Annotated in this window: 18 protein-coding genes and 1 pseudogene; 10 read left to right on the top strand and 9 right to left on the bottom strand. The window is 73.2% G+C overall.

Annotation, left to right across the window (positions count from 1 at the left end):
- Positions 1 to 119: 119 nt before the first annotated feature.
- The 6 genes and pseudogenes from ACH4VX_RS28455 to ACH4VX_RS28480 form a co-directional block, all read right to left on the bottom strand.
- Complete coding sequence (locus ACH4VX_RS28455) at positions 120 to 560, bottom strand: NUDIX hydrolase (RefSeq protein ID WP_398371271.1); 441 nt, start codon at positions 558 to 560, stop codon at positions 120 to 122.
- 11 nt (positions 561 to 571) lie between these two features.
- The gene (locus ACH4VX_RS28460; protein WP_398371273.1) at positions 572 to 1,855 is read right to left on the bottom strand and encodes a CHAD domain-containing protein; all 1,284 of its coding nucleotides are present in this window, start codon (positions 1,853 to 1,855) and stop codon (positions 572 to 574) included.
- Positions 1,836 to 4,205: an RNA degradosome polyphosphate kinase gene (locus ACH4VX_RS28465; RefSeq protein ID WP_398371275.1), complete on the bottom strand. Its 2,370-nt coding sequence runs from the start codon at positions 4,203 to 4,205 to the stop codon at positions 1,836 to 1,838. The genes ACH4VX_RS28460 and ACH4VX_RS28465 overlap by 20 nt, the downstream gene beginning before the upstream one ends.
- A 145-nt stretch (positions 4,206 to 4,350) precedes the next feature.
- On the bottom strand, positions 4,351 to 5,346 hold the full coding sequence (locus ACH4VX_RS28470; protein WP_398371276.1) for an ABC transporter permease: 996 nt from the start codon (positions 5,344 to 5,346) through the stop codon (positions 4,351 to 4,353).
- 392 nt (positions 5,347 to 5,738) lie between these two features.
- Positions 5,739 to 6,233 (bottom strand): annotated as a pseudogene (locus tag ACH4VX_RS28475) (ATP-binding cassette domain-containing protein); the annotation flags it as partial.
- Complete coding sequence (locus tag ACH4VX_RS28480; RefSeq protein ID WP_398371278.1) at positions 6,230 to 6,655, bottom strand: GntR family transcriptional regulator; 426 nt, start codon at positions 6,653 to 6,655, stop codon at positions 6,230 to 6,232. The gene ACH4VX_RS28480 and the pseudogene ACH4VX_RS28475, both read right to left, overlap by 4 nt.
- A gap of 109 nt (positions 6,656 to 6,764) precedes the next feature.
- Between ACH4VX_RS28480 and ACH4VX_RS28485 the strand changes: the two genes are divergently transcribed.
- The 5 genes from ACH4VX_RS28485 to ACH4VX_RS28505 are packed head-to-tail and all read left to right on the top strand — an operon-like array spanning position 6,765 to position 11,247.
- Entirely contained in the window at positions 6,765 to 7,307 is a 543-nt protein-coding gene (locus ACH4VX_RS28485; protein ID WP_398371280.1) for an RNA polymerase sigma factor, read from the top strand.
- On the top strand, positions 7,304 to 8,155 hold the full coding sequence (locus ACH4VX_RS28490; RefSeq protein ID WP_398371282.1) for a zf-HC2 domain-containing protein: 852 nt from the start codon (positions 7,304 to 7,306) through the stop codon (positions 8,153 to 8,155). Before ACH4VX_RS28485 ends, ACH4VX_RS28490 begins: the two co-directional genes overlap by 4 nt.
- A 37-nt stretch (positions 8,156 to 8,192) precedes the next feature.
- Positions 8,193 to 9,053 carry an ABC transporter ATP-binding protein gene (locus ACH4VX_RS28495; RefSeq protein WP_398371284.1) on the top strand — a complete coding sequence of 287 codons (861 nt, stop codon included), beginning with the start codon at positions 8,193 to 8,195 and terminating at the stop codon, positions 9,051 to 9,053.
- Positions 9,050 to 10,573, top strand: a complete 1,524-nt coding sequence (locus ACH4VX_RS28500) for an ABC transporter permease (RefSeq protein ID WP_398371286.1) — start codon at positions 9,050 to 9,052, stop codon at positions 10,571 to 10,573. The genes ACH4VX_RS28495 and ACH4VX_RS28500 overlap by 4 nt, the downstream gene beginning before the upstream one ends.
- Positions 10,570 to 11,247, top strand: a complete 678-nt coding sequence (locus tag ACH4VX_RS28505) for an ABC transporter (protein WP_398371288.1) — start codon at positions 10,570 to 10,572, stop codon at positions 11,245 to 11,247. Before ACH4VX_RS28500 ends, ACH4VX_RS28505 begins: the two co-directional genes overlap by 4 nt.
- Here ACH4VX_RS28505 and mshD read toward each other — a convergent pair.
- Positions 11,207 to 12,133 (bottom strand): mycothiol synthase, encoded by a 927-nt coding sequence (gene mshD / locus ACH4VX_RS28510; protein WP_398371290.1) that lies wholly within the window; start codon positions 12,131 to 12,133, stop codon positions 11,207 to 11,209. The genes ACH4VX_RS28505 and mshD overlap by 41 nt on opposite strands.
- Positions 12,134 to 12,281: 148 nt before the next feature.
- Between mshD and ACH4VX_RS28515 the strand changes: the two genes are divergently transcribed.
- The 4 genes from ACH4VX_RS28515 (at position 12,282) to ACH4VX_RS28530 (ending at position 16,104) form a co-directional block, all read left to right on the top strand.
- The gene (locus tag ACH4VX_RS28515) at positions 12,282 to 14,111 is read left to right on the top strand and encodes a bifunctional metallophosphatase/5'-nucleotidase (protein WP_398371292.1); all 1,830 of its coding nucleotides are present in this window, start codon (positions 12,282 to 12,284) and stop codon (positions 14,109 to 14,111) included.
- A 128-nt stretch (positions 14,112 to 14,239) separates the two neighbouring features.
- Positions 14,240 to 14,527 carry a hypothetical protein gene (locus ACH4VX_RS28520; RefSeq protein ID WP_398371294.1) on the top strand — a complete coding sequence of 96 codons (288 nt, stop codon included), beginning with the start codon at positions 14,240 to 14,242 and terminating at the stop codon, positions 14,525 to 14,527.
- Positions 14,524 to 14,922, top strand: coding sequence for a hypothetical protein (locus ACH4VX_RS28525; protein ID WP_398371295.1), 399 nt, complete (start codon positions 14,524 to 14,526; stop codon positions 14,920 to 14,922). Before ACH4VX_RS28520 ends, ACH4VX_RS28525 begins: the two co-directional genes overlap by 4 nt.
- A 192-nt stretch (positions 14,923 to 15,114) precedes the next feature.
- Positions 15,115 to 16,104: an ornithine cyclodeaminase family protein gene (locus tag ACH4VX_RS28530; protein WP_398371297.1), complete on the top strand. Its 990-nt coding sequence runs from the start codon at positions 15,115 to 15,117 to the stop codon at positions 16,102 to 16,104.
- Here the strand turns inward: ACH4VX_RS28530 and ACH4VX_RS28535 are convergent.
- Positions 16,101 to 16,289: a DUF1737 domain-containing protein gene (locus ACH4VX_RS28535; protein ID WP_398371298.1), complete on the bottom strand. Its 189-nt coding sequence runs from the start codon at positions 16,287 to 16,289 to the stop codon at positions 16,101 to 16,103. The two genes, ACH4VX_RS28530 and ACH4VX_RS28535, sit on opposite strands and share 4 nt — an antisense overlap.
- Positions 16,290 to 16,627: 338 nt before the next feature.
- Here ACH4VX_RS28535 and ACH4VX_RS28540 point away from each other — a divergent pair, with 338 nt between their 5' ends.
- On the top strand, positions 16,628 to 16,834 hold the full coding sequence (locus ACH4VX_RS28540; protein WP_398371299.1) for a DUF397 domain-containing protein: 207 nt from the start codon (positions 16,628 to 16,630) through the stop codon (positions 16,832 to 16,834).
- On the opposite strand, the gene ACH4VX_RS28545 is transcribed toward ACH4VX_RS28540, so the two are convergent.
- Positions 16,806 to 17,246: a hypothetical protein gene (locus tag ACH4VX_RS28545; protein WP_398371301.1), complete on the bottom strand. Its 441-nt coding sequence runs from the start codon at positions 17,244 to 17,246 to the stop codon at positions 16,806 to 16,808. The genes ACH4VX_RS28540 and ACH4VX_RS28545 overlap by 29 nt on opposite strands.
- Positions 17,247 to 17,251: the final 5 nt, after the last annotated feature.

Consider the following 17,251-nt stretch of genomic DNA (forward strand, 5'->3'; position numbering starts at 1 on the left):
ACAGGTGAAGGAGCCGATTGGCGTACATGAACGCGGGGTGAACCCCTGTGGACGGTGCGGTGAGGTCACGGAACGCTCACGTCGAGGACACAGGGGGATACCGGGCGGGAACGGGACACTCACCGTGCCGGGCGGAGGGTGGTGAGGAGGGCGTCCACCAGATCGGCGTCCCGGGGCTCGGTGAGGCGGGCGCGGGCGGCTTCCGGGGGGAGCCAGAGGACGCGGTCGACCTCGTCGTTGGGGGTGAACGTGCCGGAGACGGCTTCGGCCGCCCAGTAGCGGACCCGCTTGGGGCGGCCGTTCGCCAGGTAGTGCGCGCTGGGGAGTTCGGCGGCCGGGACGGCGGTGTGGCCCGTCTCCTCGGCGACCTCGCGCAGGGCGCCGGCCAACGGGGGCTCGCCGTGCTTGAGCTTGCCCTTGGGCCAGGACCAGTCGTCGTACTTCGGCCGGTGGACGAGGCAGAGTTCGAGCTCGCCGGTCACGGGGGAGCGGCGCCACAGGACGCAGCCGGCGGCCTGGACGGTGAGGGTGCGGTGCCGCGCGGAGCCGGGGGTGCTCACCGTGTGCCTCCCTATGACGTGCCGACGGCTTCCTTCCGCCAGGCCCGCTGGAACGCGTACCGCGCCGCCTCCACCTCATGCCGCTGGTCGGCGTGGAGCACGCCCAGCGCGTACGCCGTGGCCGGGGCGATCCGCGGGGTGCGGGCCGCCTGCGCGGCGGCGGCCGCGGCCTCGGAGGCGTCCCGGTGCCGGTCCAGTGCCTCGCCGGCGGCGAGGAGGCCCGGGCCCGGGCCGGTCTGGAGGACCTCGAGGGCGTAGCGGTGCAGGCGCAGCAGGAGCCGGACCTGGTGCCAGGGGGCGTCCTGCGGGTGCGGGGCGGGGTCCGGGGAGAGTCCGTGGATCAGCGCCTCGGCGTTGTACGGGCTGCCCGCGGTGAGCAGGGGCAGCGCGGCGACGGCATCGGCGAGCCGCTCGCGCGCGGCGTCGGCGAGCGGGCGCAGGTCGGCGTGGGCCGCGGCCGGGGACAGCGGAACCTCGCTGGCGAGCACGGCCACCCTGTCGGCGACGGCGTGGAACCGGGAGGAGCCGAGGGCCTGCAGCGCGGTGGAGTGCGCACGGGTCCGGGCGAGGGTCAGCTGCCGGTCCAGCAGTGCGCCGGCCTTGGCGGCCCCGACGGTCAGGTTTCCCCGGTCCGGCGCGGGGGCTGTCGCGGGGGCGGTGACGGTGGTGGCCCTGCGGCCGGGGGGGTTCGGGACGGTGACCATGACGGTCGCCGCGGCGGTGCGGAGACGGCGTGTGGGGTGTCCGGCCCCGGCTTCGCCTTCGGCCGGGGACTTGCTCCCGCCCGCACCACCCGTGCGGGTTTCGTGGTCGGGTGCGGGTGGCCCCTGCGGGGCCTTCTCGCCGTCGGCGCCGTGGGCGGCTGCGGCGGTGCCGGGGGCGCCGCGTGTCATGCCGGCCGGGGCCGGCGTGCGGGGCGTGGCCGCCCGCCGGGCCGGAAGGGGTGGTGCTCCCGACAGGCGGTGCAGGGCCAGGAGGAGCTGGTCCAGGCGGGACGTGCAGGCGTGCTCCAGGGCCAGGGTGCCGGAGACCCAGGCCAGCTCGGGACGCATCGCCTCCGACCAGTCGGGGTCCAGGACCGGCTGGAAGGTGTGCAGACTGGCGCTGACACGGCGGGCCGCGCGGCGCAGCGCGCGGCCCGCTTCGACGGAACCCTCCGACGCGCCCGCGCCCGCACCGGTCTCCCGGTGGAGGCGCAGCGCGCGGAGGAACTCGGTCGCCCGCTCCCGCAGATAGCCGGCCAGGGCGTCCGCCGGTACCGGACCGGCCGTCGGGTCAAGGTTTCGCTGTGCCACGCCGGCGCCTCCGGGCGTCTATGAGCATCTCCTGGACGTTGCGCAGGGGCTGGCCCTCCGCGTCCGTCGCGTGCCGGGTCCACTCGCCGTCCGCGGCGAGGTGCCAGGACTGGGTGGTGTCCGACATGCCGGTCTCCAGCAGCCGGTTCAGGGCCGCCCGGTGAGCGGGGTCGGTGACCCGTACCAGCGCCTCTATACGGCGGTCGAGGTTGCGGTGCATCATGTCCGCGCTGCCGAACCACACCTCGGGCTCGCCGCCGTTGCCGAAGGCGAACACGCGGGAGTGTTCGAGGAAGCGGCCGAGGACGGACCGTACCCGGATGCTCTCCGACAGCCCTTCCACGCCGGGCCGGAGCGCGCAGATGCCGCGCACCCACACGTCCACCGGCACGCCCGCCTGCGACGCCCGGTAGCAGGCGTCGATGACGGCCTCGTCGACCAGCGAGTTGGCCTTGATGCGGACATAGGCGGGACGCCCGGCGCGGTGGTGCTGGGCCTCCTTGTCGATGCGGGAGATCAGGCCGTCCCGCAGGGACTTGGGGGCGACGAGCAGACGGCGGTAGGTCTCGCGGCGGGAGTAGCCGGAGAGCCGGTTGAACAGGTCGGAGAGGTCCGCGCCGACCTGCGGGTCGGAGGTGAGCAGCCCGAGGTCCTCGTAGAGGCGGGCCGTCTTCGGGTGGTAGTTGCCGGTGCCGACGTGGCTGTAGCGCCGCAGCGTCTCGCCCTCCTGGCGGACCACCAGGGACAGCTTGCAGTGGGTCTTCAGACCGACCAGGCCGTACACGACGTGGCAGCCGGCCTCCTCCAGCTTGCGCGCCCACTTGATGTTCGCGTGCTCGTCGAAGCGCGCCTTGATCTCGACCAGCACCAGCACCTGCTTGCCGGCCTCGGCGGCGTCGATGAGCGCGTCGACTATGGGGGAGTCGCCCGAGGTGCGGTACAGCGTCTGCTTGATGGCCAGCACGTCGGGGTCCTCGGCCGCCTGCTGCAGGAACGCCTGCACCGACGTGGAGAACGAGTCGTACGGGTGGTGCAGCAGCACGTCCCGGCTGCGCAGGGCGGCGAAGACGTCGGGCTGCGAGGCCGACTCGACCTCCGCCAGGTCACGGTGCGTGCCGGCGATGAACTTCGGGTACTTCAGCTCGGGCCGGTCCAAGCCGTGGATGCGGAACAGACCGGTGAGGTCGAGCGGACCCGGCAGCGGGTACACCTCGGCCTCGCCGACCTTCAGCTCGCGCACCAGCAGGTCCAGCACCTCGCGGTCGATGGACTCCTCCACCTCCAGCCGCACCGGCGGCCCGAAGCGGCGCCGCATGAGCTCCTTCTCCAGCGCCTGGAGCAGGTTCTCCGTGTCGTCCTCCTCGACCTCGAGGTCCTCGTTGCGGGTGAGCCGGAAGGCGTGGTGCTGCAGCACCTCCATGCCCGGGAACAGCTCCTCCAGGTGCGCGGCGATGACGTCCTCGATGGGGACGTACCGGCCGGGGGAGCTCTCCAGGAAGCGGGACAGCAGCGGCGGCACCTTGACCCGCGCGAAGTGCTTGTGCCCGGTGACCGGGTTGCGCACGACCACGGCCAGGTTCAGCGACAGACCCGAGATGTACGGGAAGGGGTGCGCGGGGTCGACCGCGAGCGGGGTGAGGACCGGGAAGATCTGGTGCCGGAAGAGGGTGAACAGGCGGGCCTGCTCCTTCTCCGCCAGTTCGTTCCAGCGGACCAGGTGGATGCCCTCCTCCGCGAGTGCGGGGGCGACGTCCTCGTGGTAGCAGGCGGCGTGCCGGGCCATCAGCTCGCGGGAGCGGGCCCAGATCATCTCCAGTACCTCGCGCGGCTGGAGACCGGAGGCGGAGCGGGTGGCGACACCGGTGGCGATGCGGCGCTTCAGTCCGGCCACGCGGACCATGAAGAACTCGTCCAGGTTGCTGGCGAAGATCGCCAGGAAGTTGGCGCGCTCCAGCAGCGGGGTGGCGGGGTCCTCGGCGAGTTCGAGGACGCGTTCGTTGAACGCGAGCCAGCTGCGCTCCCGGTCGAGGAAGCGGCCCTGCGGAAGCGGGGTGGCGCCGTCGGTCAGGGACTCCTCGTAACCGTCGAGGTCCGCGTCGATGTCGGGTTCCAGGTCGGAGACCGATCCGGCCACGGTGTGCGGGCGGTGAGCGGCGATGGAGCCCACGGAGGGCTGCGGGTGCTGTACCTGTGCCTGGGTGTTGGGCTGGCTCATGACCCCATTGTTCCGCGCCACCGGTGTCCCGGGCGCGTCGGAAAACGCGGGTGGGAGCGGGGGTGGCCCTGGGGCGCCTCCGTTCCCCCCGTTCACCCTTCGGGGCGGTGAGGGCTCGGGCACGGCGGGATTCATTGGCCGAGCGTCGCAAGCCTGTCTGAATCGATGGTTACGGAGACATGACGTCCCGGATATCGGGCGGCGGCTCGCGGGGGTGGGCGGGCCCCGGCGCGGGGAGCCGTACGTCCCTCCCCGGCCGGGAGGGACGTACGGGCGCGCGTCAGGCCGTGCGGCGGCGCAGCAGCCGGAAGGCCGCGTAGGCCAGCAGCGCGGCGACGGCGAGCAGGATGCCGGAGGCGACCAGTTGGAGCGGCCAGTAGTGGGCGGCGGGGTGGAGGTCGCGGTAGAAGCTGACGGCGTCGAGGTCCGCCAGTGCCGCCTCGCACTCGGGCATCATGCTGCTGTAGCAGGGAGTGGCCAGCCGGTCGCCGTCGGCGGTCAGGACGCCCTGGCCGACCCAGAGGCCCGACCCGACCGGACCGTCCCGCAGGCTGCTTACCTCGGTGACCGAGGGCCACAGATGCGGCAGGGCGGTGTCGACGGCCGCCCACAGCGCTCCGAGCGTGACGGTGGCCGCGGCGAGCGCGGCCAGGGCGCGGCGCAGCAGCAGCCCCGCGAGGGCACCCGCGGCCAGTCCGGCCAGGGCGAGGGCCATCGGGACGGTGCCGTCGGCGTAGAAGGTGGCGGTGTCGGACCACGATCTGGCGATGTCGGTGATGCCCTCGGCCCTTGCCCGGGCCAGGCGGTGCAGCCAGACCAGGAGACCCGTCGCGGCGACGGCCAGTACGGCCGGGAAGGCGAGCCGGGAGGCCAGCCAGCGGGCCGGGGAGACGCCCTGGGTCCAGGCGAGGCGCACCGTGCCGGACTCCGTCTCGCGGCCGGTCAGCGAGCCGCCGGCCCAGGCGGTGATCAGGAACGGCACGGCGAGCACGGCGAAGGTCGTGTAGGTGTACACGTCCCTGTGGCGGACGGCCGCGTTCTGGTCGTAGGAGCAGTGCGAGGCGGAACCGCAGGCGCCGTACTGCTTCCAGGCCGTCTCCGCGGCGTCGGTGAGCGGGCCGCCGAGCCACAGCAGTGCCGCGCCGGTCAGCAGGACGAGGGCCGTACCGGTGAGGAGGGCCGGGCGGTGCAGCCGTATCAGCCAGCGCAGCTGGCGGGGGGCGCGGGCGGGGCCGGTGGAGGGCACGGCCGGGGCGATGGTCGGGGTGGCGCTCACGCGGCGGCCTCCGTGCTGTCGGGTGCCGCGTCCAGGGCGGGGGCACCGGGGTTGCGCAGGTAGGACAGGACGAGCTCCTCCAGGGACGGCGCGCCGGTGCGCCAGTCGCCGGGCAGCGGGCCGGCCGGGCGGACCAGCGCGCTGAGCCGGCGGCCGGTGGTGCGGGACTCCACGACCTCGTGCCGGGACAGGTCGGTCTCCGCCGGGGCGGACACCCGGGTGTGGGCGGCCAGCAGGTCGTCGATCTCACCGGCGAGACGGACTCGGCCGCCGCCGATCAGCAGCAGGTGGTCGCAGGAGTCCTCCAGCTCGGCGACGACGTGCGAGGACATCACGATCGTCGTGCCGTGTGCGGCGGCCTGCCCCATCAGTACGCCCATCAGCTCGTGCCGGGCCAGCGGGTCGAGGTCGGCCATCGGCTCGTCCAGGAGCAGCAGTTCGGGCCGCTTGGCGAGGGCGAGGGCGAGGGCCACACGGGTGCGCTGGCCGCCGGAGAGCGCGCGGATCCGCTTGCCCGGATCCAGGTCGCCGCCGGCGACGACCCGGTCGGCGGTGTCCGCGTCCCAGCGGCCGGGGTTGAGATCGGCGCCCATGCGCAGCGTCTCGGCGATGGTGAGCTGCGGGTACAGCGGCTTGTCCTGGTCGACGAAGCCCACCCGGGGGCGGGCCGACGCCGGGTCCGTGCCGAGGACGGCGATCGTGCCCTCGGTGGGGGCGAGCAGCCCGGCGGCGATCGCGAGCAGTGTGGACTTGCCCGCGCCGTTGGGGCCGACGACGGCGCAGACGCGGCCGGCGGGCAGCCGGAAGGAACAGTCGCGCAGCGCCCATGCGGCGCGTCGGCCGAAGCGCTTGCCGAGCGCGCCTGCCTCGATGGCCGGGACGGTCATGACGGGTCTCCCTGGGGGGTGTTCGGATGTGCGGGGCCCGGCGTCGGTGCCGGGTAGTGCGTTTCGAGTACGGCGGTGAAGAGCGCGGCCACGTCCTCCCGCTCCAGGCCGGCCGCACGGGCCCGCGCCGCCCAGTCCTCCAGCTCCGCGCGCAGTGGGGAGTCGGCGGGGGCGGCGCCCAGGGAGCGCCGTACGAAGGTGCCGAGGCCGCGCCGGGCCTCCACCAGGCCCTCGCGTTCCAGCTCGCGGTAGGCCTTCAGCACGGTGTTGGGGTTCACGGCGGTGGCCTCGACGACCTCGCGGGCCGTGGGCAGCTTGTCGCCGGGCTCCAGCAGGCCCAGACGCAGGGCCTGTTTGGTCTGCTGCACGATCTGGACGTAGGTGGCCACGCCGCTGCGCCGGTCGATCCGGTAGTCGACCATTCGGCAACCACCCTTTCACTAATTGAGTAGTGAAAGGGTGGTGCAAGAGGGTGGGAAAGTCAATCGCCCTCCCGTGAACCGATCGCCGGGGCCCGTGCGATGAGGGGACGTGAGCGGAACGAGAAGCGACGGGGAGCTGTTGCGCGCCGTCGAGGCGGACGGGGACCGGCGCGCCTTCGAGGAGCTGTACCGGCGGTACGCGCCGTGGCTGACCGCCCGGATGCGCGGCCGGTGCGCCGACGCGGGCATCGTCGACGACGTCGTGCAGGAGACGTTCCTGGCGGTGTGGCGGGGGAGCGCGCGGTACCGGGAGGACGGGGACGCGGCCGGCTGGCTGTGGCGGATCGCCTCCCGCCGGCTGGTCGACGCCCTGCGCGGCGCCGGCGCGCGGGGCCGGCTGCGGCAGACGCTGGCGCGGCTGCGGCACCGGGACGAGGTGTCGGCGGAGGACCGGGTGCTCGCGGGGGTGGAGCACGGGGACCTCGCAGGCGCGCTGGTCCGGCTGTCGCCGGAACTGCGCGCGGTGCTCCAGGCCACGGTCGTCGACGGGCTGACCACCCGTGAGGCCGCCGTCCTGCTCGGCATCCCGCCGGGCACGGTCAAGACGCGGGCGATGCGGGCCCGCAGGCAACTCCGGGAGGCGCTGGCATGACGTACGGAACGACGGGCTGGCACGTACCCGAAGACGACCTGCGGGCGTACGCGCGAGGTGACCTGGAGCCGCCCGTGCTCTGGTCGGCCGACACCCACCTCACCGCCTGCGCGCACTGCCGCGCCGTCCTCGCCGAGGTGAGCGACCCCGTGGCCCTCGACGCCGGATGGGACCGGCTCGACGCCGAACTGGACGCGCCCCGGCCGGGACTCCTGGAGTCGCTGCTCCTGCGGCTCGGCATCGCCGACCACACCGCGCGGCTGCTCGCGGCCACCCCGGCGCTGCGCCGCTCCTGGCTGGGCGCGGTCACCGCCGTGCTCCTGCTCACCGTGGCCGTCACCGCCGGTCACGGCACCGGCGGCTCCCCCACCCTCTTCCTCGCCCTCGCCCCGCTGCTGCCGCTGGCCGGGGTCGCGCTGTCGTACGGGCCGACGCTGGACCCGACGTACGAGATGGCGGTCGTCGCCCCGATGCACGGCTTCCGGCTGCTGATGATCCGCACGGTGGCGGTGCTCGGCGCCGGGCTCGGCCTCAACGGGCTGGCCACCCTCGCCCTGCCCGGGTACGGGCTGCGCGCCCTGACCTGGCTGCTGCCCGCCCTCGCCCTCACCGCGAGCGGACTCGCGCTGACCGCCCGGCTCGGCCCGGTGCTCGCCCCGTCCCTCGTCGGCGGCGGCTGGATCGCGCTGCTGCTCACGGCGGACGCCGTGCGGGCCGGCGGGGACGGCCCGCTCGCCCCGTTCACCGCGGCCGGGCAGGGCGTGTCGGCGGTGGTCGCCGTACTCGCCGCCGGGCTGCTCGTCCTGCTCCGGGACCGCTTCGACCTCAGTCGGGGCAACGCGGTCTGACCGCACCCGACTTCATCCACCTGTACGGGAGTTCCCTATGACCCCCACCGTCTCCGCCTCCGGGCTGAGCCTCCGCTACGGCGGCACCCGCGCCCTCGACGACGTGTCGCTGCGGCTGTCCGCCGGCGTCACCGGGCTGCTCGGGCCCAACGGCGCGGGCAAGACCACGCTGCTGCGGGTGCTCGCCACCGCCGTACCGGCCGACCGGGGCGCCTTCACGGTGCTCGGCCACGACCCGGGCACCTCGCGCGGCCGGCAGGAGGTCCGGCGCCACCTCGGCCATCTGCCGCAGACGCCCGGTTTCCACCCCGACTTCACCGCCTTCGAGTTCGTCGACTACGTGGCGATCCTCAAGGAGCTCACCGACCGCCCCGCCCGCCACCGCGAGGTGCGCAGGGTGCTCGCCGAGGCCGGCCTCGGCGACGTACGCGGCAAGCGGATCCGCAAGCTGTCCGGCGGGATGCGGCAGCGGGTGGCGCTGGCGGCGGCGCTCGTCGGTGACCCCGCGTTCCTCGTCCTCGACGAGCCCACCGTCGGACTCGACCCCGAACAGCGCATGCGGTTCCGCGAGTTGATCGCGCGGGCCGGTGAGGGCCGCACGGTGCTGCTGTCCACGCACCAGACCGAGGACGTGGCGATGCTCTGCCACCGGGTCGTCGTCCTGGCCGACGGCACCGTCCGCTTCGACGGCACCCCCGCCGAGCTGACCGCACGGGCCGCCGGCCGGGTGTGGAGCAGCGCCGAACGCGAACCCGGCGCGAAGGCCGGCTGGCGCACCGGACTCGGCGCCTTCCGCAACGTGGGCGACCCGCCCGCCGGCGCGGACCTCCTCGAACCCACCCTGGAGGACGGCTACCTGCTCACTCTCGACGGCATGGACACGGAGGCGGCCGTATGACCACGCTCACCACCGGGACCCCGGCCGTCACGGTCACGGCATCCGGTCCCCGCGCGTCCTGGGCGGCCGTGTTCGCCCTGGCCCGCTTCGAGACGCGCCGGCTCCTGCTGCGGGTGCCGGTCCTCATCGCCTTCGCGGTGTACCTCGGCTGGACGGTGTGGAAGACCCGCACCTCCTGGGACGGCTTCCCCGCGCTGCAGGACGCCGACCGCGCCACCCAGTCGCCGCCCCTGCTCGTCGGCCTCGCGGTGCTGCTCTGCGTCAACCAGGCCGTGCTGCGCTCCCGGCGCCACGACACCGACCGGCACCTCGCCGTGCTGGTGGTCCGGCCGTGGCGCCGTACGGTCGCCCATCTGCTGTCCGTCGCGGCCGTCGCGCTGCTCACCGGGGTGTGCGTGCTCGGCCAGTTCACCTGGGAGGCGCTCAAGCCCGGCGCGGTCGGACACGGTTCACCGGGTGAACTGCTGGCCGGGCCGCTGTCCGTGCTGCTGCTCGGGGCTTTCGGGGTGCTGCTGGCCCGGCTGCTGACCTCCCCCTTCACGGCCCCGCTGCTGATCGTCCTCCTCCTGTTCTTCCTCATGCTGGCCCCCGGCCCCGGCAGCGAGGGGTGGACGCGGTGGCTGGCGCCGACGGTCGGCGAGAACACCACCAACACGCTGCCGTCCGAGCTGCTGGGCCGCCCCGCCGCCTGGCACGCCCTCTACCTCACGGGCCTCGCGCTGAGCATGGCCCTGCTCGCGGTGCTGGTCTCCGGGGGCGCGCGGCTGTGGACCGTCCGGGCGGGTGTCGCCGGGGCGGTGGCGCTGACCCTGGTGGGCGCGGTGGCCCAGGCCCAGGGCGTGTCGCCGGAGACGACCGAGGCGCGTACGCGCTTCTCCGCCACCCCTCAGAAGGAGCAGCGGTGCGCCGAACGGGACGGCGCGACGTACTGCGCCTTCCCGGAGTGGGGAGCGCGCACCGACGACTGGCACCGGGTCCTGGACGGCGTGCGCTCCCTGGCGGGCGGCACCGCGCGGGAGCGGCCGCTCGTCGTGCGGCAGCGGGTCGAGGCGCGCTACGGCCTGGACGGCGACGCGGCGATCGACCCGGCCACCCGCCCCGGCGAGGTCACCGTCGGCACGGCCTGGGGCGGCAACCGGGTCCCGGAGTTCGCCACCGCCGTGGCCGGTGTGCTGGTCGCGGGCACCGAGGAGAAGGCGGGCGCGATGTGCGACGGCCGGATGGTCACCGTGATGTGGCTCGCGCTCGCCGACCGGCCCGACCCGATGGCGGACCTGCGGCGGGTGCGCCTGGACGACAGCGACACCGGCTCGGCTGTCGTCCTCTCGCAGACGAACCCGCTGTCCATGACCGCCGCGCAGACGGAGGTGGTGCGCGAGCTGCTGCAACGCCCGAAGGGCGGGACCGCCGCGAAGGTGAGGGCGCACTGGGCCGAGCTGACGGCCCCGAAGGTGACGACGGACCGGGTCGCGCGACTGCTGGGCCTGGACGAGCCGGAGGCGAAGGAGGAGTGCCGGTGAGGACCGTGGACGTGGCCCTGCTGCGGCCGACCGTACGGACCATGCCCTGGAGGGCGATCGGGGCGGCCGGCACCCTGGGCCTGCTGCTCGCCGCCGCGCCGGGGCTGATGGGCGACGAGGCGACCGGTTGGCTCGCGCTGAACGCGCTGCGGGCGTCCGCCGTGGCCTTCGCGCTGGGAGCGGCCTTCGTGCTGGACGACCCGGCCCGGCACACCACGGCCGCCGTCCCCACCCGGCGGGCCGTCCGCCACGGACTGCGCGTCCTTCTCGTGGCCCCGGTCGCCGCCGTGTGGTGGACCGCCGCACTGCTCCTGGTGCCCGGGCCCGTACGACCTCCGGCCGCAGGGATCACCCTGGAGGCGGCGACGGTCCTCGCCCTCGTCCTGTCCGGGGCGGCGCTCGCGATCCACCGTGGGGACGGCACCCGGCCGGGTCAGGCGGTCGCCGCGCTCCTGCTCACCCTGGCGGTCCTGGGCCCGCTGCTGACCCCCGGGAGCTGGGCCCTGTTCACGGCCCCGGACGACGCGAGGTGGGCGGCGGCCCACGACCGGTGGGCGGTACTGCTGTGCGCGGCGGTGGTGGTGGGCGCGGTGTGCGCGACGGAACCGAAGCGCCGCGTCACCTTCCGCGGGCTCAGGTCTCCGTCCGGTACATCAGGTCCGTCTCGTGCGTGACGAAGCCCAGCCGCTCGTAGACGGAGACCGCCGCCTTGTTGTCGGCGTCGACGTAGAGCATGGCCGTCGGCAGCCCCTCGGCCGCCAGGTGCCGCAGCCCGATCGTGGTGAGGGACCTGCCGAGGCCGCCGCCCTGGGCGCCGGGGCTCACGCCGAGGACGTACACCTCACCGAGGCGCTCCGCGGCGTGCGCCTTGGTCCAGTGGAAGCCGAGGAGCCGGCCGTCCTTCTCCGCCAGGAAGAACCCCTCGGGGTCGAACCACGCCTCGGCCTTGCGGTCGTCCAGGTCGCGCTGGGTGAGGGCGCCCTGCTCGGGGTGGTGGGCGAACGCGGCGGCGTTCAGCGCGAGCCAGGCGGCGTCGTCCCGACCCGGTACGAACGTACGTACGGTCACGCCTTTCGGAAGCACCGGATCGGGCAGATCGAGGCCGGCCAACGGCCGCCGCATCTGCCGCAGTTCCCGGAACAGCGTCATCCCGAGGACCTGCGCGAGATGCCGGGCGGCGGAGTGACCGCCGTGCGCCCACACCCGCAGCCGCTTCCCGGAGGCGGCGAGCAGCGCCGAACCGAGCGCCCGCCCGTGCCCGTTGCCCCGGTAGGAGGGGTGCACGACCAGCTCGGCGGCCGGGGGCTCCACCGGATCGGTGTCCTCCAGCTGGGCGTATCCGACGAGCTCGTCGTCGACGGAGAGCAGCAGATGCGAGACCCCGTCCCGCTCGCCGCCGCGCAGCTGCAACCGCCCCTGCTCGGACACCGCCTGCTGTCCGTCGGTCCGGGCAGCCTCGGCGAGCAGGGCGAGAACCGCCCCGGTCTGCTCGGGACCGAGCGCGGCATACGTCTGGAGCGAGCGGGGGCGGCCGGGCCGTGCGAAGTCGTCGCTGGTCATGCGTACGAGACTAAGGGGAGACAGCCACAAAACGGACGGCGACGATGTCGGCGAAAGATAAACCAGGCTGTGACCCTGAATACTCTGTCGCGCTACGCGCGTTGACTCTAAGCTGCGCCGGTACCCACTCGGACCCACAGGGGGGCGCATGCCAGCCACATCCCCGGCGCACCACCAGCGCCGCAGACGCCGTACGAACCGTCTCCTCGCGACCGCCGCCGGTGTGCTCACCGTCGGCGCGCTGGCCGCGGCAGCCCTGCCCGGGTCGGCGAGCGCGGACGAGAACCACGGCGGCAAGGGCGAGACGCACGGCCACCACCCCGGCCGCTACCAGGACGTGCAGCTGCTGTCCTTCAACGACCTGCACGGCAACCTGGAGCCGCCGTCCGGCTCCTCGGGCCGGGTCACCGAACTCCAGCCCGACGGCACGACGAGGACCATCGACGCGGGCGGTGTGGAGTACCTCGCCACCCACCTGCGCAAGGCGCGCAAGGGCAACCGCTACTCCGTCACCGCCGCCGGCGGCGACATGGTCGGCGCGTCCCCGCTCATCTCGGGCCTCTTCCACGACGAGCCCACGATCGAGGCGCTGAACAAGCTCGACCTCGACGTGACGAGCGTCGGCAACCACGAGTTCGACGAGGGCGCGAAGGAACTGGGCCGCCTCCAGAACGGCGGCTGCCACCCCACCGAGGGCTGCTACACCGACAAGGAGTTCAAGGGCGCCGACTTCCCGTACCTGGCGGCGAACGTCCTGGACGAGAAGACGAAGAAGCCCGTCCTCGAGCCGTACTGGGTGTGGAAGAAGCAGGGCGTCAAGGTCGGCTTCATCGGCGTGACCCTGGAGGGCACCCCGGACATCGTCTCGGCGGAGGGCGTCAAGGGCCTCGCCTTCAAGGACGAGGTCGAGACGATCAACAAGTACGCCAAGGAGCTGCAGCGCCAGGGCGTGAAGTCGATCGTCGCCCTCATCCACGAGGGCGGTTTCCCAGCGTCCTCCTCCTACAACTACGACTGCGACTCCCCGGGCGCGGGCGACGGCATCTCCGGCCCGATCGCGGACATCGCGAAGAACGTCTCGCCCCAGGTGGACGCGCTGGTCACCGGCCACACCCACAACGCGTACGTGTGCACGATCCCCGACCCGGCGGGCAAGCCCCGCATGGTCACCTCGGCCGCGTCCTTCGGCCGCCTCTACACGGACACCACGCTGACCTACGACCGCGCGACGGGTGACATCGCCCGTACGGCCGTGAAGTCCGCGAACCACGTGGTCACCCGGGACGTCCGCGAGGCGCGCGACATGACCCGCCTGATCGACAAGTGGAACACCCTCGCCGCCCCCATCGGCAACCGCGCGATCGGCCACATCTCCGGCGACATCGTCAAGGACGGCACCGAGTCCCCGCTCGGCGACCTGATCGCCGACGCGCAGCTGGCGTACGGCAGGACGCTGGACGCGGAGACCGACCTGGCGCTGATGAACCCCGGGGGCATCCGCGCGCCGCTCACCTACGCGGCCGGCGGCAAGGAGGGCGACGGTGTGGTGACCTTCGCCGAGGGCTTCACCGTGCAGCCGTTCGCCAACACGGTCAACCTCCAGGACTTCACCGGCGCGCAGGTCATCCAGGCCCTGAAGGAGCAGGTCGGCGGTCCGAACGAGGCGGCCCCGAAGATCCTCCAGATCTCCTCCGGCCTGACCTACACCCTGGACCTGACGAAGACCGGCGCGGACCGCGTGGTCACGGACTCGATCAAGCTGAACGGCTCCGCGATCGACCCGTCCGCCACCTACCGCGTCGCGACGAACAGCTTCCTCGCGGGCGGCGGCGACGGCTTCCCGACCCTGGGCCAGGGCACGAACGACCTGGTCGGCGAGGACGACCTGACGGCCCTGGAGCAGTACCTGACCGCCAACTCGACGGCGACGAACCCCATCGCCCCGCCGAAGGCGGACCGCATCACGATCGTGCGGTAGGCGACGGCGGGGCCGGTACGAGGTGTGCTCAGCGCTTCGTACCGGCCCCGACGTGTGCCACCCCCTCTTTCGGGTAATGCGATCGGGTGAGCCTGTGCGGGCCGCTACGGCATGGCTATGGTGAAACCATGGCAGAGCACACCACCATTCAGGTGTCCCGGCAGACCCGCGACCACCTCGCCCAGGTCGCGAAGGAGCGGGGCATGACCCTCGGGCAGCTGGTCGAGCAGCTGGCCTCCGAGCAGCCCACCGCGGAGCAGATCGCCGAACGGGTCGCAGCCGACCGGAAGGTCGTGCGCGAGGTCATCGGCCTCGACCTCAGCGATGAGGATTTCGACCAGGCTCCTGACGTGCTCGGGAACATCTACCGGATCGCCGCCGAGAAGGCCCGCGTGGCACGGGGTGCGGCTGCGTGATCATCCTGGACACGGCTGCCACCCGCGCTCTCGCGGACGGACACAAGACGCTGAACCTTCTCGCGGGCAACATGGCCCGCACCCCGGGTGACCTTCTCCGGATTCCGGCTCTCTGCCTGATGCAGGCGGAGTCGGAGGACGCGGGCGCGGCACAGCGTGTGCTGTCCTTCTCATCGGTCGTGGTCGACGATCTCGGCACCGTCGCCTCGGTCAGTGTCGGAAGCATGATCCGCGACGGTTACGGCGGCGCGGACACCTGCCACGCCCTGTACTGCGCCCTGCCGCGTCCGGACTTCACGGGCATGTCCATTCTGCTGACGAACCGTGAAGAGGCCTACCCACCCGGAGTGGTCACGGTCGACATCGACTCCCCCGGAATGCTCGGCTTCCACTGATCCCTCCCGGGACTCCACGGCCCGCGGCCGGGCCGTTCGTGCGGCATCCACACCGTTCGTCTCGGCGGTGGATCAGGACGCCGCAGGCGTCCGGTCGGCCGTACCGACCGCTCCCTGCGGCGCGTCCTGCGGGGGACGACGGGCGCGGCGGGTCACGCTTCGACGGACGGCCGTCGACAGGAGGTGAGCCGCATGCTGGTGCTCGGACGTTCGCAGGTGGAGGAACTGCTCGACCTGGACGCGCTGATCGACGCGCTGGCCGGGGCGATGGCCGATCTCAGCGCCGGACGCGCCTTTGCGCCCGGCCGCATCGCCGCACTCGTCCCCGAACGCGAGGGCTTCCTGGCCGCTATGCCCGGCTACGTGCCCTCGGCCGGGGTGCTCGCGAGCAAGCTGGTCTCCCTCTTCCCGCACAACGCCGGCACCCGGCTGCCGACCCACCAGGCGCTGATCGTGACGTACGACCCCGGCACGGGCGAACCCGTCGCACTGCTGGACGGCACGGCGATCACCGCGGCCCGCACCGGCGCCTGCTCGGCGCTGTCCGCGCGGCTGCTCGCGCGGGCGGACGCGTCGGTGCTGGCGGTCCTGGGGACCGGTGTGCAGGCCCGTTCCCACGCCCACGCGATGTGCAGGGTGCGCCCGATCGGGCAGATCCGCGTCGCCGGCCGGAACCCGGCGAAGGCGGCCGCCCTGGCCGAGGAGCTGTCGGCCGAACTGGACACAGAGGTGCGGGCGGTGGCCGGCTACGCCGAGGCGCTCGACGGCGCGGACATCGTCGCCGCCACGACCCATGCCGTGGACCCCGTCGTCCGCCGCGCCTGGATCACCCCCGGAACGCACATCACGTCGGTGGGCTACAACCCGGCCGGCCGCGAGATCGACGACGCCACCGTGGCCGAGGCCCTGGTGTGCGTCGAATCGCGGGAGGCCGCGCTGGCCCCGTTCCCGACCGGCAGCAACGATCTGCTGACGCCGATCCGCGACGGTGTCATCACACCGGACCACGTCCACGCCGAACTGGGAGAGCTGGTCGCGGGCAGCAGACCGGGCCGGGAGTCGGCCGACCGGATCACCCTGTACAAATCGGTCGGCGTGGCGGTCCAGGACGCCGCCGCCGCGGCCCTGGTCCTCGCCGCGGCACGCGAGAAAGGGGCCGGCGGGGAGATCACCCTGCGCTAGGCGCCCTGTCCGGGCCACACCACCGCCTGCGCGACGATCACCCGCTCCCCGTCGAAGGTGACCGACGGCCCTTCGTGCAGCACGTATCCCATCTCCAGGGCCTCACTCACACGGTGGCAGAACGCCGAGTCGTCGGGCCCGGTCAGTACGCGGTAGACGGGCAGCCCGTCCGGCGGTGTCGACATGCGCCCAGCGTGTCACGCGGCTCACTCGAGCGGACAGGGGATGCGCGCTCCCCTGCTGGCCGCGATGCGCAGCGTCTCCCCCAGCGACTCCGTCGCCCTGGTGAGCGCGAAGCGCACGGCCCGTTCACCGGCCTCGGGATCGTCGAGCAGGGCCCGCGAGCCGGCGAGTACCAGCCGGCCGGAGTCCAGTGTGGACGGAGCAGCTGTCGCACCTGGTGGAATCGACGGAACTGCCGATGGTCGCCCTTCCGGTTGTCCTACGGTCTCGTCAGGGACGCGGCTCTGAGTCCGACGGAGTCGACGACGTTCATCAAGCGCCTTCTGGAGGAGTGCAGATCATGAACCGGACCCCTGACTTCACCACCGCTGTATGGCGCAGGTCGTCCTACAGCGACGGGGGCGGAACGAACTGTGTGGAGGTTGCTGACGGCCACGCCGACATGGTCCCCGTGCGGGACAGCAAGGTCCCGCACGGCCCCGTGCTCGTCTTCGGCGCGGCCTCGTGGACGTCCTTCGTCACGGAGCTCGGCAGTCGCCGACGGTAGTCCTGGCCAGGGGTTTCGACATAGCCTCACGGGCTGTGAAGATCGCACGGTTGATATGGGGCGGCTCGCGGGAAGCGGCCACCTTGAAGCAGCTCCATCTGCTGCTGCGGGAAGGCAGGTTCGAGGAGGCCGAGGACGGTGACCGGCCGGCAGCCGTGTGGGCGATGGCGTACTTGTGGCCGTGGAGGTGATGGGTGCGCAGCAGTGCGCGGGCGGCCTCGACCTCCTCACGGGTGAGCTCGTCGTCACCGGTCTCGAAGTCGGCGACGATCTCGCGAAGCTTGTCCATGGCGACCCGGTGGTCGAGGGCTTCGGCCACGTAAGCGGAGAATCCACCAGGACTGACGTGAGCGCGCACAGCCTCGGCGAGGTCTTCGGGCAGGCTGATCGAGTACTTCTTGCTACCGCTCATGCGGT

Origin of the sequence: Streptomyces sp. NPDC020731, assembly GCF_044334705.1 — a bacterium.
Lineage (GTDB): Bacteria > Actinomycetota > Actinomycetes > Streptomycetales > Streptomycetaceae > Streptomyces.

Coding starts and splice junctions, on each gene's coding strand:
- ACH4VX_RS28545 (WP_398371301.1), bottom strand. CDS start 17,246: ATGAGCGGTAGCAAGAAGTACTCGATCAGCCTGCCCGAAGACCTCGCC.
- ACH4VX_RS28495 (WP_398371284.1), top strand. CDS start 8,193: ATGACCCCCACCGTCTCCGCCTCCGGGCTGAGCCTCCGCTACGGCGGC.
- ACH4VX_RS28515 (WP_398371292.1), top strand. CDS start 12,282: ATGCCAGCCACATCCCCGGCGCACCACCAGCGCCGCAGACGCCGTACG.
- ACH4VX_RS28530 (WP_398371297.1), top strand. CDS start 15,115: ATGCTGGTGCTCGGACGTTCGCAGGTGGAGGAACTGCTCGACCTGGAC.
- ACH4VX_RS28500 (WP_398371286.1), top strand. CDS start 9,050: ATGACCACGCTCACCACCGGGACCCCGGCCGTCACGGTCACGGCATCC.
- ACH4VX_RS28535 (WP_398371298.1), bottom strand. CDS start 16,289: ATGTCGACACCGCCGGACGGGCTGCCCGTCTACCGCGTACTGACCGGG.
- ACH4VX_RS28480 (WP_398371278.1), bottom strand. CDS start 6,655: ATGGTCGACTACCGGATCGACCGGCGCAGCGGCGTGGCCACCTACGTC.
- ACH4VX_RS28490 (WP_398371282.1), top strand. CDS start 7,304: ATGACGTACGGAACGACGGGCTGGCACGTACCCGAAGACGACCTGCGG.
- ACH4VX_RS28465 (WP_398371275.1), bottom strand. CDS start 4,205: ATGAATCCCGCCGTGCCCGAGCCCTCACCGCCCCGAAGGGTGAACGGG.
- mshD (WP_398371290.1), bottom strand. CDS start 12,133: ATGACCAGCGACGACTTCGCACGGCCCGGCCGCCCCCGCTCGCTCCAG.
- ACH4VX_RS28520 (WP_398371294.1), top strand. CDS start 14,240: ATGGCAGAGCACACCACCATTCAGGTGTCCCGGCAGACCCGCGACCAC.
- ACH4VX_RS28540 (WP_398371299.1), top strand. CDS start 16,628: ATGAACCGGACCCCTGACTTCACCACCGCTGTATGGCGCAGGTCGTCC.